This window comes from Nocardiopsis sp. TRM 82005 (assembly GCF_056312425.1).
The window spans coordinates 1-12,756 of record NZ_JBWDTQ010000015.1 but is presented as its reverse complement, the minus strand read 5'-3'; the positions used below and the strand labels follow the sequence as shown (position 1 = coordinate 12,756).

11 protein-coding genes are annotated in these 12,756 nt (G+C 72.0%); 6 read left to right on the top strand and 5 right to left on the bottom strand.

Annotated features, from left to right (window positions below):
* Positions 1–2: 2 nt before the first annotated feature.
* Entirely contained in the window at positions 3–695 is a 693-nt protein-coding gene (locus AC0T5L_RS11585; RefSeq protein ID WP_476165436.1) for a response regulator, read from the bottom strand.
* Positions 676–3,228, bottom strand: a complete 2,553-nt coding sequence (locus AC0T5L_RS11580; protein ID WP_476165435.1) for an ATP-binding protein — start codon at positions 3,226–3,228, stop codon at positions 676–678. The genes AC0T5L_RS11585 and AC0T5L_RS11580 overlap by 20 nt, the downstream gene beginning before the upstream one ends.
* A 511-nt stretch (positions 3,229–3,739) precedes the next feature.
* Between AC0T5L_RS11580 and AC0T5L_RS11575 the strand changes: the two genes are divergently transcribed.
* Positions 3,740–4,381 (top strand): hypothetical protein, encoded by a 642-nt coding sequence (locus tag AC0T5L_RS11575; RefSeq protein WP_476165434.1) that lies wholly within the window; start codon positions 3,740–3,742, stop codon positions 4,379–4,381.
* A 270-nt stretch (positions 4,382–4,651) separates the two neighbouring features.
* On the opposite strand, the gene AC0T5L_RS11570 is transcribed toward AC0T5L_RS11575, so the two are convergent.
* The gene (locus AC0T5L_RS11570; RefSeq protein ID WP_476165433.1) at positions 4,652–6,292 is read right to left on the bottom strand and encodes an FAD-binding oxidoreductase; all 1,641 of its coding nucleotides are present in this window, start codon (positions 6,290–6,292) and stop codon (positions 4,652–4,654) included.
* Between the two features lie 17 nt (positions 6,293–6,309).
* Here AC0T5L_RS11570 and AC0T5L_RS11565 point away from each other — a divergent pair, with 17 nt between their 5' ends.
* From AC0T5L_RS11565 to AC0T5L_RS11550, 4 genes are all read left to right on the top strand, one after another.
* Positions 6,310–6,897 carry a TetR/AcrR family transcriptional regulator gene (locus tag AC0T5L_RS11565; RefSeq protein ID WP_476165432.1) on the top strand — a complete coding sequence of 196 codons (588 nt, stop codon included), beginning with the start codon at positions 6,310–6,312 and terminating at the stop codon, positions 6,895–6,897.
* An 88-nt stretch (positions 6,898–6,985) separates the two neighbouring features.
* Positions 6,986–8,521 (top strand): glycerol-3-phosphate dehydrogenase/oxidase, encoded by a 1,536-nt coding sequence (locus AC0T5L_RS11560; protein ID WP_476165431.1) that lies wholly within the window; start codon positions 6,986–6,988, stop codon positions 8,519–8,521.
* A 227-nt stretch (positions 8,522–8,748) separates the two neighbouring features.
* Positions 8,749–9,303 (top strand): ATP-binding protein, encoded by a 555-nt coding sequence (locus AC0T5L_RS11555; RefSeq protein WP_476165430.1) that lies wholly within the window; start codon positions 8,749–8,751, stop codon positions 9,301–9,303.
* Between the two features lie 183 nt (positions 9,304–9,486).
* On the top strand, positions 9,487–10,029 hold the full coding sequence (locus tag AC0T5L_RS11550) for a DinB family protein (protein ID WP_476165429.1): 543 nt from the start codon (positions 9,487–9,489) through the stop codon (positions 10,027–10,029).
* Between the two features lie 104 nt (positions 10,030–10,133).
* Here AC0T5L_RS11550 and AC0T5L_RS11545 read toward each other — a convergent pair whose 3' ends face one another.
* Together AC0T5L_RS11545 and AC0T5L_RS11540 are read right to left on the bottom strand one after the other, a co-directional pair.
* Positions 10,134–10,631, bottom strand: a complete 498-nt coding sequence (locus AC0T5L_RS11545; protein ID WP_476165428.1) for an LURP-one-related/scramblase family protein — start codon at positions 10,629–10,631, stop codon at positions 10,134–10,136.
* Between the two features lie 103 nt (positions 10,632–10,734).
* Positions 10,735–11,190 (bottom strand): MarR family winged helix-turn-helix transcriptional regulator, encoded by a 456-nt coding sequence (locus AC0T5L_RS11540; protein ID WP_476165427.1) that lies wholly within the window; start codon positions 11,188–11,190, stop codon positions 10,735–10,737.
* A gap of 145 nt (positions 11,191–11,335) precedes the next feature.
* Between AC0T5L_RS11540 and AC0T5L_RS11535 the strand changes: the two genes are divergently transcribed.
* Positions 11,336–12,586, top strand: coding sequence for an MFS transporter (locus tag AC0T5L_RS11535; protein WP_476165426.1), 1,251 nt, complete (start codon positions 11,336–11,338; stop codon positions 12,584–12,586).
* Positions 12,587–12,756 lie beyond the last annotated feature (170 nt).

Sequence of the window (12,756 nt, the reverse complement as noted above, 5' to 3'; positions counted from 1 at the left end):
CGTTACTCCGGCTGTGGAGAACCGCTCCTCTCGAAGCGGTACCCCCGCCCCGCCTCCGTGATCAGGTACCGGGGACGCGCGGGGTCGGGCTCCAGCTTGCGGCGCAGCTGGGCCATGTACACCCGCAGGTAGTTGGTCTCGCTCTGGTAGGCCGGGCCCCACACGCCGTGCAGCAGCTGGCGCTGGGTGACCAGCTGCCCCGCGTGCCGTGACAGAAGCTCCAGGATGTGCCACTCCGTCGGGGTCAACCGCACCTCCTCGCCCTCCCGCAGCACCCGCTTGGCGCCCAGGTCCACGGTGAAGCACGGCGTACGTACCAGCGGAGCCTCCTCGGTACGCACCGACCGGCGCTCGGCGGCCCGCATCCGAGCCAGCAGCTCGTCCATACCGAACGGCTTGGTGACGTAGTCGTCGGCGCCCGAGTCCAGGCAGCGCACCTTCTCCCCGGCCGAGTGCCGGGCCGACAGCACGATGATCGGAACCTGGGACCATCCACGCAGTCCCTGGATGACCTCCATGCCCTCCATGTCGGGTAGGCCCAGGTCGAGCAGGATCACGTCGGGGTGGTTCTCGGCGGCCAGCCGCAGTGCTGACGCGCCGTTGGCCGCGGTGTCCACATCATGCCCGCGGGCCCGGAGGTTGATCCGCATCGCCCGGATGATCTGTATGTCGTCGTCAACGACCAGGACTCGCATCGACCTGCCTCTCGTCCCCGCTGTCCGCCTCGTCCCCATCCACGGCACGGAGCGTGAACACCATGGTCAGCCCGCCTCCTGGGGTGTCCTCGGGGTCGAGCCTCCCATGCATCGCCTCAACGAAACCACGCGCGACCGCCAGTCCGAGACCGACCCCCGTGCCCCGAGGGGCGTCGCCCAGGCGCTGGAAGGCCTCGAACATGCGCTGTTTGGCCTCGTCGGAGACGCCCGGCCCCCGGTCCACCACCCGCAACTGCACGCTGTCACCGTGCGCACTGGCCGCGACCAGCACCGGCACACGCGGATCCGGGTTGTGGCGGACCGCGTTGGAGACCACGTTGGCCACCGAGCGCTCCAGCAGTCCGGAGTCGGCCAGCACCCGGGGCAGGCAGTCGGGCACGTCCACCGTGACCGCTCCGTGCGGCAGGCCCAGAAGGGTGACGGGCACGACCTCCTCCAGGCCTACCGTGCGCAGCTTGGGACGCACGTTGTCGGTGTGCACCCGGCTCATGTCCAACAGGTTGTCGATCAGCCGGTTGAGCCGGTCGGTGGACTCCTCCACCGTCTCCAGCAGGTCCTCGCGGTCCTCGTCGGTAAGGGCGATGTCGGTGGCGCGCAGGCTCGAAAGGCTCGCCTTGATCGAGGTCAGTGGTGTGCGCAGGTCGTGCGAGACGGCCGCCAGCAGAGCCGTGCGGATGCGGTTGCCCGCCACCTGGCTGCGTGCCTCGGCCGCGTCCCACTCCAGCCGCTGGTGCTCCAGGGCGATGCCGATATGCGCGGCGAACGCCCGCAGTACGCCCCGGTCGGCCGCGGGGAGTACCCGGCCGCGCAGCGCCAGCGCCAGGTTGTCGGAGATCGACACCAGCACGTCCGACTCCTCGGGGGACTCACACGCCGGGGCTCCCACGCTGTGCGCCGCCCGCCACCGGCCGTCGTCCAGCCGGTCCAGCAGTGTCGCCGACCGCTGCCCGAAGGTCTCCCGGATCCGTCTCAGCAGGGCCTGGAGGGGTTCCTTGCCCGCCAGGACGCTGCTCGCCAGCAGGGTTACCGCGTCGGCCTCGGCCCGGGCCCGTGCGGCCTGCGCCGACCGCCGGGCCGCCACCTCCACCACGATCGCCACCAGTGCTCCCACCAGGGTGAACGCGGTCAGCGCCAGCACGTTGTCCAGGGACACCGGAGGACGTCCGTGCAGCGGGGACAGCAACAAGGTGAGCAGGGACGTGCTCCACAGCGCCGACAGCAGTGCGGGGCGCAGGCCGCCCACCGCCGCCGCGGCCACGGTGGCCAGCAACAGCAGCATCGCGTCCGAGGCCGCGCTCACGCCCTCGAACAGGGGCAGTGCCATCGCCATCGACATCAGGGCGGGAGCCAGCAAGGCCAGCGTCCACCCGGCCACCCGCCGGTGTTCGCCCAGGCCCCGGCCGGGCGGCGGCAGCAGCCACCGCCCGCTGCCCACCCGCTCATGGGTGACGATGTGCACGTCGATGTCCCCGGAGTCGCGCGCCACGATCGCGCCGACCCCGGGGCCGAACACGTACTGCCAGCTGCGGCGGCGCGAGGAACCGAGCACGATCTGGGTGGCGTGCACTCCCCGTGCGAAGTCCAGCAGCCCGGTCGGGACGTCGTTGCCGACCACCTGGTGGTAGGTGCCGCCCAGTTCGGCGAGCAGTCTGCGCTGCCGCAACAAGTCCTCGGTGGGTGCCTGTGCCATCCCGTTCGGCGGTACCACGTGCACGGCCAGCAGGTGGCTGGGCTGGGGATGGCCGCCCCGCGACCGGGCGGCCACGCGGGCGGCACGGCGGATCAGCGTCTCGCCCTCGGGTCCGCCGGTGAGCGCCACCACGACCCGCTCCCGGGCCTCCCAGGTCCGCCGGATCTCGTGCTCGCCCCGGTAACGGGCCAGGCCCTGCTCCACCCGGTCGGCGGTCCACAGCAGTGCCAGCTCGCGCAGTGCCGCCAGGTTGCCCTCCCGGTAGTAGTCGGCCAGGGCGGCGTCCACGCGCTCGGCTGGGTGGATGTCTCCGTACGCCATCCTGCGGCGTAGCTCCTGCGGGGTGACGTCCACGAGTTCGACCTCGGCGGCGCGGCGCACCACATGGTCGGGGACGGTCTGTTCCGGGCGTACGCCGGTGATCTGGTGGACCACGTCGTTGAGCGACTCCAGCTGGTGGATGCCCACGGTGGACAGCACATTCACACCCGCCTCCAACAGCTCCTCCACGTCCTGCCAGCGGGTGGTGTTGGACGCGCCGGACGCGTTGGTGCGGGCGAGGTCGTCGACCAGGGCCGTGTCCGGGGCGCGCGAGACCACGGCGGCGGTGTCCACGGAGCCGGACGGGTGCGGTGGTACCTCCTCCAGGCCCTCCAGCAGGGCGGAGGTGCGTTCGCGGCGGTAGGTGTGGACGGCGGCGACCACCACGTCGGTGCCGTGCTCGGCCCGGCGGCGGACCTCGGTCAGGGCGTTGTGCGTGGTGCCGACGCCGGGGGCCGATCCCAGATAGATACGGAGCTTTCCTCGTGCCACAGGATCCATTGTCGGGGCACCGGGAAGCCGCATTGGCCGGTTCGGGCCAATGCGAAACTCCGTTTCCGTGCCTGTCCGGGGTGATTCGTCGGTAGCTTGGTGACGCTTCGTATGTCACGCGGGGTCGTGTGTCGCTGTCATCGGCAGGCGCACCGTACGTGTCCGTATCCTCCCTCCCCCTCTGGAGTCTCCTCAGATGACGGCTCAACCGCCCCACGGCCCGCCCGGCCCCCACCAGGGCCGCCCCCACCCGGGGCAGCAGCACCCCCAGGGGCCCTACGGCGGCGGCCCTCCCGGTCCTCCCCCGGGCCCTCCCGGCCCGCAACCTCCCCAGCCGCCCTACGGCGGCGGCCCTTCCGGCCCTCAGGGCCCGCAGCCGCCCCAGGGCGTACCGGGAGCCGGCCCCCAGTACGGGTACGCGGCTCCCCCCGGCGGCATGCCGCCCCAGGGCCCCTACCCTCCCGGAGGTGTGCCCGGCCACCCGGGACAGCCCGGCTCCGGCAACACCAGACGGCGGAATATGATCATCGCCGGGGCCGCGGGCGCCGCGCTCTTGCTGGTCGTCGGTGGCGGCGTCATCTGGGCGGTGTCATCGGTGCCCAAGCTCTACACGGCCTTCCCCGACTGCGAGGAGGCGTTCCCCTCCGAGATGGTCGAGGACGTGCTGGAGCGCGGCGACCTGGAGCTCAGCGGGGAGTTCTCACCCTCCGACGGCGACGACTACGGGTACCTCGAGTGCGGGGCGCAGGCCGATGCCTCGGAGGCGTCCGTCTCGATCACCGTCAACGCCCTGGACCCTGAGGGCGAGAGCATGGAGGAGCGCTCGCAGGACATGCTCGACATCCTGGAGGAGGCCGAGGGGTGGCCCGCGCCCGGCGAGGTGGGCACGCTCTCCTTCGAGGGCGAGGAGTACGACGAGGCCGTCTGGCGCCCCGGCTCGTTCGGTGACTCCGGTTTCTCCATCGGGTTCGTCGAGGCCTTCTCCGAGCTCGACATGGAAGCGGGGTTCGCCTCCGGCGTCTTCATCGCCGACAACATGTGGGTGGTCGTCTACTACGGTTTCTCTCCGGAGGAGACGGAGCTGACGGACGCGCTGGACACGGTCCACGATCTCACGGACGAGGTCGAGAGCCAGATCGCCAGGGTCGGCGAGACCGAGTAGGACCGGCCCCGGCCGGGTCCCCCGTTCACGCGGGACCCCGGCCGGGTCAGCCCGGGGGCAGGACGGGCCTGGTCTTCGGCAGTTCCGCCTTCACCACCGTCAACGCTCTGGCCACCACCTCCTGCACCGTCGAGGCCCCGCACTTCGAAGAGGCGGAGCTCCTGGACTTCCTCGACGGTTTCGCCCGTCAGGTGGAGCGGCAGCTCTCCCACGGGGAGGGCCTGATGGACGTGTGCCAGAAGGACGTGCGGGGCCGTCGGCAGGTGCCGCCTACGGGTCGGGAATGAGCTTGCCCGGGTTCAGCACGCCCCCGGGGTCCAGCGAAGCCTTGACCGCGCGCAGCACATCGCCGCCCAGCGGCCCGATCTCCGTGGCCATCCACGGCCGGTGGTCGGTGCCCACAGCGTGGTGGTGGGTGATCGTCCCGCCGTGGGCCGTGATCGCGTCCGAGGCCGACCGCTTGGCCCGGCTCCACCGTTCCAGCGGCGCGGCACCGGCCGCCGCCGCCACCGTGAAGTACAGCGAGGCGCCCGTGGGATAGGTGTGCGACACGTGGCACATCACCACCGCACCGCCCTCTCCGTCCTCCAGCGCCCCGGTGAGGGCGCCCGTGACCGCCGTGTACAGCGGCAGCAGGTCAGCCCAGGACGATGCGGTCTCCAGGGTCTCGGCGAGGACCCCCGCCGACAGCAGGGTGTCGCGCAGGTAGGGCGCGGAGAACCGGTTGCGCCGCCAGTGCGCCACCGGCTCCGGGCCAAGCGGGGCGCCGCCCACCGCGGCCATGGCCTCCCGGGCAGCCGCCGCCCGGGCCTCCACCTCGGCCCCGGCGCCCTCGAAGCCCAGCACCGCCTGGCATCCGGGAGCCGCCTCGCGCCCGCCCATGGCCGCGCCCACGAAGGTCTCCGACTCGTCCAGCACCCGCGCCATGGTCGGGCGTATGTCGGACTGGGCCAGGGTCCGCAGCGCCTCCACCCCGGTCGCGAAGTCGGGAAAGGACCACGCCTCGTCCAGGACCCGCTCCGGGCGGCGCCGTACCCGTAGGCCCACCTCGGTGATCACCCCCAGCGTGCCCTCCGAGCCCAGCAGCAGGCGGCCGAGGTCCGGTCCGGCGGCCGAGGCGGGGGGACCGCCCGTCTCCAGGGTGCCGCGTGGAGTGGCCACACGCAGTGACACCACCATGTCCTCGAAGCGGCCGTAACCGGAGGAGGCCTGGCCGCTGGACCGGGTGGCCGCGTATCCGCCGATGCTCGCGTACTCGTAGCTCTGCGGGAGGTGTCCGAGCGTGCACCCGTACTCGGCCAGCATCGCCTCCGCGTGCGGGGTACGCACGCCCGCGCCCAGGACGGCGGTCATCGACGTGGTGTCCACGGACACCAGCCGGTCCAGACGGCGCAGGTCCAGGGCGATCACGGCGTGGAAGCCGCCGCGCAGCGGGGCCACTCCGCCCACCACGCTGGTGCCGCCGCCGAAGGGCACCACGGCGACGCGCTCGGCCGAGCACACCTCCAGAACGTGCTGAACCTCGTCGTGGCCGGCGGGGTACAGGACGGCGTCCGGGGCGGGATCGGCCGAGCCCGCGCGACGCAGCAGCAGGTCGGGGGTGCTCTTGCCGCCGCTGTGGCGCAGCCGGACGGCGTCGTCGGTGCGCACGTGGCCGTCACCGACCACCCCGGCGAGGACTTCGCGCAGCCGGGCATCCAGACGAGAGGGGGGAAGCTCCACCCGCTCCTCGGGGACCGGGGGCAGGTCCTCCAGCGGCGCCCGCAGCACCTGGGAGATCAGATCGCGCAGCCCGGGGTCCAGACCGGTCGCCTTGGCGGGATCGCCCCAGGCGAACCAGCTCATGTCCGGAGCGGTGTCGGCGTCAGGAGCCGGCCCGGAGCCACCGGAGGGGGCAGTGTCGTCAGTCATGCTCTACAGTTTTACATATGGCGTCAAAACGTAACGTTGATGATCGGATCCTGGACGCGACCCGTGCCTGTGTCGAGGACTTCGGGGTGCGTCGCGCCACCCTGACCGACGTGGCCCGCCGGGCCGGGGTCAGCAGGCCCACCGTCTACCGGCGCTGGCCCGACGTGACCGCGCTCGTCGCCGACCTGCTCACCCGGGAACTGCGACGGATCCTGCTGGAGGAGGAGACCTCCTCCAGTGACGGCCCGGCCGGGGAGAACGTGCGCGTCCTCCTGGTACGGCACGCCGCCGGGATCGCCCGCGCCATGCTCGCCCACCCGCTGTTCACCAGGATCGTGGACACCGAGCCCGAGCTCCTGACGACCTATACCTTCCATCGGCTGGGCACCAGCCACCACGCCGCCCTGGAGCTGGTGGAGCCGGCCATCGCCGAGGGGCAGCGCGACGGTTCGGTCCGCACGGGCGACCCCGAGGTACTGGCCCGCTTCGTGCTGGTGACTGTCCAGGGGACCGTCACCTCCCGCCGCCTGTTCGCCGACGTGATCGACGAGCCCGGGCTCGTCGACGAACTCACCTCCCTGCTGGACGGCTACCTCGCTCCGTGAACCACCAGGCCGGGTCCTCGGTCAGCCCACGTACACCAGCCCCGAGAAGGACGGGCCGCAACCACCGACGAAGGAATCAGGAGCACTCATGAACACCACGACCCCCGCGTCCTCCTCCCTCAACGCCACGCGGCGCGCCGCGGACCTCGCCTCGCTGGAGCACCACCCCCAGGCGGACGTCCTGGTCATCGGAGGGGGAGTGACGGGCGCCGGTGTCGCGCTCGACGCCGCCTCGCGAGGCCTGTCCACCGTGCTGGTCGAACGCCACGACCTGGCCTTCGGTACCAGTCGCTGGAGCTCCAAGCTCGTCCACGGCGGCCTTCGCTACCTCGCCAAGGGGCAGGTCGGCATCGCCTACGAGAGCGCCCGCGAACGGGACGTCCTCATGCGGGTGACCGCGCCCCACCTGGTACGGCCCCTGCCCATGGTGGTGCCCGTCCACCGGGGGAGCGGACTGGCCAGAGCACTGTTCGTACGTGCGGGTACGGGCATGGGCGACCTCCTGCGATCCCTGGCCGGCACCCCCGGCAGCGTACTGCCCCGACCGCGCGTGCTCAGCGCACGCCAGACCCGGCGCCTGCTCCCCGGCGTCGCCACCGACGGCCTCCTCGGCGGCGTCCTCTCCTTCGACGGCCAGCTCGTCGACGACGCCCGGTTCGTCCTCGGCCTGGCACGCACCGCCGCGCGCGAGGGGGCCCGGGTCATCACGCGCTGCTCGGCCGAGAGCGTCTCCGCCGACGGTGTCGTGTTGCGCGACGAGACCACGGGCCGGATCGTCCCCGTGCGCCCGCGCGCGGTCGTCAACGCCACCGGGGTCCACGCCGACCAGCTCGACCCGCACGTGCGCCTGCGCCCCAGCCGGGGCAGCCACCTGGTGCTCGACGGTGCCGCGCTCGGCGGCCCGAAGGCCGCGCTCACCGTGCCGATCGACGGCAGCGCCAGCCGGTTCGTGTTCGCGCTGCCCCAGCCGGACGGCCGGGTGTACGCCGGACTCACGGACGAGCCCGTGGACGGCCCGGCCCTTCGCGTCCCCGAGGTCCCCGAGGACGACGTGGACTTCCTGCTCCGCCAGATCAACCGGGCCCTGGCGACCCGTCTGGACCGGAGCGAAGTCCTCGGCGCCTTCGCCGGGCTGCGTCCGCTGCTGGAGGGTGACGGCCACAGCGCCGACCTGTCGCGAGAGCACTCCGTCACGGTCGCTCCGAACGGCACGGTCACCGTGGTCGGCGGCAAGCTCACCACCTACCGTGCGATGGCCGAGCAGGCCGTGGACACCGCGGTGCACGCCCGCCGCCTGTCCGCCGGGCCCTGTCGGACACGCGCGCTGCCGCTGGTGGGCGCGGCCTCCTACGAGGAGCTCGACGCCATCGACGCCCCGCGCCGCCTGGTAACCAGGTACGGCACCGAGGCGGTCGACGTCCTGTCCGGGGCCGACGCGGACCCGGCGCTGCTCACGCCCGTCGTACGCGGGGTCACCGGCGCCGAACTCCGGTTCGGGGTGCGCCACGAGGGGGCCATGGACACCGGCGACCTACTGGACCGGCGCACGCGTGTGGGGCTGGTCCCGGCCGAGCGCGTCGAGGCGGAGGCCGCCGCCAAGGAGGCGCTCGACGCCGCGGGCTGAGCCGCCGGGAGGGGAGGCGGTCCGGACCCGCGGGCACGAACACGGGGCACACACCGGGATTCGCGCGACTCACCACATCCACATCCCCTGTCCCACAGGGGTCTGATCGCGTAAGGTCGTAGCCGTTCCGTGCCGCCTTCCCTCACATGCGGCCGCTGGACGCTCCCCCAGCCGCCCCTCACGCGGTTCGCCTGCCCGTCCGAGCCGCCCCGCCGAAGGAGTCCTCCATGCCCACGCTCGTTTCCGTACCCACCCTGACCAAGGCCGAGGACACCGTTCTCGCGGGTGTACCGGACGAGTACCGGCACTACTTCAGCGGACGGTCGCCGGTTCCGTTCACCAAGCGTCACTGGGAGTTCCCCGGCGAGCCCGCGAGCGTGCCGCTGGCCCGCGCCTTCCTGGACACCTGCGCGGCCAGCCGGGACAGCGACTACCGGTACGTCTTCTCGCTCCTGGGCACCGAGCTGGCGACCAACGCCATCCGGCACAGCCGCTCCGGGGAGGAGGGCCAGACCTTCGTGCTGCGGGTGACCCGGTCGGCCAACGGGCTCACCCTGGTCTGCCGCGACGGCGGCAAACCGACACGCTCCCCAGCCGGTGAGGACGGCCCGCTGAGCGCCGAGCCCATGGAGGGCGACCGGCTCACCGCCGAGAGCGGCCGGGGGCTGGCCCTGGTCGACAGCTTCGCCACCACCTGGGGCGACAACGGGCATCCCAGTATCCGCAAGGTGTGGTTCCACCTGGCCTACGACCTCACGGGCAGCTCCTGGCCCGCCGCCTGAGGAGATCCGCCCGCTCCCAGGCGTCCCTCTTCCTCATGGCCCCTTCCGCCCACGCCGTCCCTTGGCAGGGCCAGCCTGACCCGTCCGGGACATGCCGGGCACTACAAGCCAGCCACCCGGTCCGCGGGACGGCGCGGGACCTCCCGGCGGCCGACTGTCGCGGGCGCGGCGCACACTGGAACCATGCACCAGATCCTGTCGAACAACTACGCGCCCATCTGGGAGGCGGCCGACCGGCCGCCCCTGCCCAGGACCGGGGACGAGCGCGGGGTCCTCACCGCGTACCTGGACTGGCACCGCGCCACCTTCGCTGCCAAGTGCGCGGGACTCACCGCCGCGCAACTCTCCAGGAGGTCGGTCGAACCCTCCGGGATGAGCCTGCACGGACTGGTCCGGCACCTGGCCGGTGTCGAGCGGTGGTGGTTGCGTATCCAGTTCGCGGGGGAGGAGCTGCCGCTGCTGTACTACTCCGACGACGACCCCGACCAGGACTTCGACGGACTGGATGGCGACCCGGTCGAGGACTTCGCGGTCTGGCGCGAGGAGGTCGTCCGCGCCCGGGAGATCGCCGCCGCCTCCTCCCTGGACGCAACCGGGACGGAGGCACGCAGCGGCGAGCCGTTCCAGCTACGGGTGGCCCTGGTCAGGCTGGTCGCCGAGTACGCCCGCCACAACGGCCACGCCGACCTGCTGCGCGAGCGCGTCGACGGTGGCACCGGCCACTGACACCGTGGGCGGGGAGCCCCGCCCGTTCCGGAGCGGGGTACGACCGGTGTCCGCGGCGGGCCGGCTCCCCGACCGGCCGGGGGATGGACCGAGGGCGGCGGTGCTCAGTCCCCGTCGTCGGTCAGGGTGTCCACGGCCACCGCCACGCCGATCACCAGAGCGGGGTCGCCGCCGATGTCGTGTCGGTGGGTGTTGACGTCCACGGCGTAGGTGTCGCGGACACGGAACCATCTGCGGGACACGTGCGCGACGGTGCCGTGCTCGTCGCTGATGACGTATTCCTTGTCGAAGAGGTCCCCGGCCACCTCCCAGTCCGGTGCGTCCTCCACCTCCACCACGAGTTTGTCGCGCACGGGATTGAACAGGCGCTTGCGCACGGTGGCCGAGGTGCCGCCCTCGCGTTCGACGCGTATCCGGTCGCGCACCCGGAACAGCTTCTTGCGGATGACCGCCAGGACGTTGCCCTCGGTGTCCTTGAGCTCGAAGGTCGTGCGCAACCGCAGCGCCTTGCCGTCCACGAGGAAGACCTTGCGGTCCTCCTCGTCGGTTACCCAGTAGTCGTCACCGATGTCGAACACGCGCTCGCGTACCAGGAACTTCATGATTCGAAAGTAGGGCACGCCCGACCAGCGGACCAGGGGCCTCTCCGGCCTGTGGACAACCGCCTGCGGCATCCGTCCGCGGACACGGCCGCGGGCGTGCGGCTCACACGAGTGACCGGGGAGCGAGGTCGCGCAGGGCGGACACCAGGGGTGCCAGCTCGGGTGTGGCCGCGGCCTCGTCCAGCGTCTCCTTGAGAACCGCGTCGTGGGTGGGGCGCGCCTCGGCGAGCAGGGCCGACCCGTCAGGGGTGAGCTCGGTATAGATGCCGCGCCGGTCGTCCGCGCACAGCACCCGGGTGAGCAGGCCCCGGTCCTCCAGCCGTGTGACCAGGCGGGTGGTAGCGCTGTTGGACAGGGCGGCGGCGCGGGCGAGCTGACGCATACGCATGTGCCAGCCGTCCTGGCGTCCCAGGGCGTCCATGACCGTGTACTCCACCACGGAGATGCCGTGCCGGGACTGGAGCGCCTTCTCCAGGGCGGTCTCGATCAGGCCGTGGACCGCGGCGAGCGTGCGCCACCCATGTGCCCGGATCTCGACGGCGTCGTCGGCGATGCCCATGCTCCGCAGCCTCCTTCGGGTGACACGGCTTACTGAAGCACACACATCATAGCAGCTTGCGCTGATAGGAGGCGTGTGCAACTATCTCGTTGTGTCTGCAACTAGTGCACACGCAAATACAAGTCTCTCGAAGGAGTACGTCCCCATGCCGCTCGCGCTGTACGCCCTCGCCGTCGGGGGCTTCGGTATCGGACTCACCGAGTTCGTCATCATGGGTCTGCTGCCGGAGGTCGGCGCCGACTTCGGCGTCACGCCCACGGTCGCGGGCTACCTCGTCTCCGGCTACGCGCTCGCCGTCGCGGTCGGGGGCGTCGGCCTGACCGCACTGCTCAACGACGTCAACCGCAAACGTGCGCTGCTGCTGCTCATGGTGCTGTTCATCGCGGGCAACGCGGTCTCCGCGCTGGCCTCCACCTACGAGGTCATGCTCGCCGGGCGCGTCCTGGCGGCCCTGTGCCACGGGGCCTTCTTCGGTATCGGTGCCGTGCTGGCCGCCAGCGTCGTACCAGCGCACCGCGGAGCCGCCGCGGTCTCCCTGATGTTCGCGGGCCTGACCACCGCCAACGTCCTGGGCGTGCCCTTCGGTACCTTCCTGGGCCAGGCGCTCGGCTGGCGGTCGACCTTCTGGGCCATCACCGCCATCGGCGTGGTCGCGTTCGCCGGTATCGCCCTGCTCGTCCCGAGCCGGAGGGATGAGGGAAAGCGTGCCCGGGGCGGGCTGCGCGCGGAGTTCGGGGCCTTCCGCAGCGTCCAGGTTTGGCTGTCACTGGCCGTCACGGTGCTCGGTTTCGGCGGTATGTTCGGCGGCTTCACCTACATCGCCTTCACCCTGACCGAGGTCAGCGGGTTCGCCGCGGCCACCGTACCGTGGCTGCTCGTGCTGTTCGGTGTGGGCCTGTTCGCGGGGAACCTGTGGGGCGGGCGCCTGGCCGACCGCGACCTCGGCCGTACCCTGCTGACGCTGTTCGCGGTGCTCGCCCTGGTCCTGGCGGTGTTCGCCCTGGTCGCGCACCTCAAGTGGGCGGCGCTGGCGGCCCTGCTGCTCATGGGCGCCTTCGGTTTCGCGACCGTTCCGGGGTTGCAGATGCGGATCATGGGCTTCGCCGACCGGGCACCCACGATCGCCTCCGGCGCCAACATCGCCGCGTTCAACGTCGGCAACGCCCTCGGTGCCTGGGCGGGCGGCCTCGGCTTGGCGGCCGGGCTCGGCTACGCCTCGCCCCTGTGGACGGGGGCGCTGATCACCCTCGTCGGCCTGGCCGTACTGATCCTGGCCGTCCGTATGCGCGGCGGCGAGTTCTCCCGCCGCCCGAGCGCCGGTCACGAGGCGGTGGCCGTGCAGCTCAACGGGCGTCCACGCAAGACGCTCGGCTGGGATACCCAGCCGAGCGTCTGACTAAGCTGCTTCAAGCAAGCAACTGACCTTCGGTGTTGCAACGACCCCTAGAATCCGCCCACCCTGGCGGCCCGCCGCGTGTTCTGCGGAACCCGGGGTCAGTGTCCGCCGGTGAGGGTGCCCGACAGCTCCTGGTGCAGATGCGCGCTGGGCTCGTTGAGGCCGGTGAT

Excerpts from the sequence above, each read along its gene's own strand:
- AC0T5L_RS11585 (WP_476165436.1), bottom strand. The coding sequence starts at position 695 with ATGCGAGTCCTGGTCGTTGACGACGACATACAGATCATCCGGGCGATG.
- AC0T5L_RS11580 (WP_476165435.1), bottom strand. The coding sequence starts at position 3,228 with ATGGATCCTGTGGCACGAGGAAAGCTCCGTATCTATCTGGGATCGGCC.
- AC0T5L_RS11575 (WP_476165434.1), top strand. The coding sequence starts at position 3,740 with ATGATCATCGCCGGGGCCGCGGGCGCCGCGCTCTTGCTGGTCGTCGGT.
- AC0T5L_RS11570 (WP_476165433.1), bottom strand. The coding sequence starts at position 6,292 with ATGACTGACGACACTGCCCCCTCCGGTGGCTCCGGGCCGGCTCCTGAC.
- AC0T5L_RS11565 (WP_476165432.1), top strand. The coding sequence starts at position 6,310 with ATGGCGTCAAAACGTAACGTTGATGATCGGATCCTGGACGCGACCCGT.
- AC0T5L_RS11560 (WP_476165431.1), top strand. The coding sequence starts at position 6,986 with ATGAACACCACGACCCCCGCGTCCTCCTCCCTCAACGCCACGCGGCGC.
- AC0T5L_RS11555 (WP_476165430.1), top strand. The coding sequence starts at position 8,749 with ATGCCCACGCTCGTTTCCGTACCCACCCTGACCAAGGCCGAGGACACC.
- AC0T5L_RS11550 (WP_476165429.1), top strand. The coding sequence starts at position 9,487 with ATGCACCAGATCCTGTCGAACAACTACGCGCCCATCTGGGAGGCGGCC.
- AC0T5L_RS11545 (WP_476165428.1), bottom strand. The coding sequence starts at position 10,631 with ATGAAGTTCCTGGTACGCGAGCGCGTGTTCGACATCGGTGACGACTAC.
- AC0T5L_RS11540 (WP_476165427.1), bottom strand. The coding sequence starts at position 11,190 with ATGGGCATCGCCGACGACGCCGTCGAGATCCGGGCACATGGGTGGCGC.
- AC0T5L_RS11535 (WP_476165426.1), top strand. The coding sequence starts at position 11,336 with ATGCCGCTCGCGCTGTACGCCCTCGCCGTCGGGGGCTTCGGTATCGGA.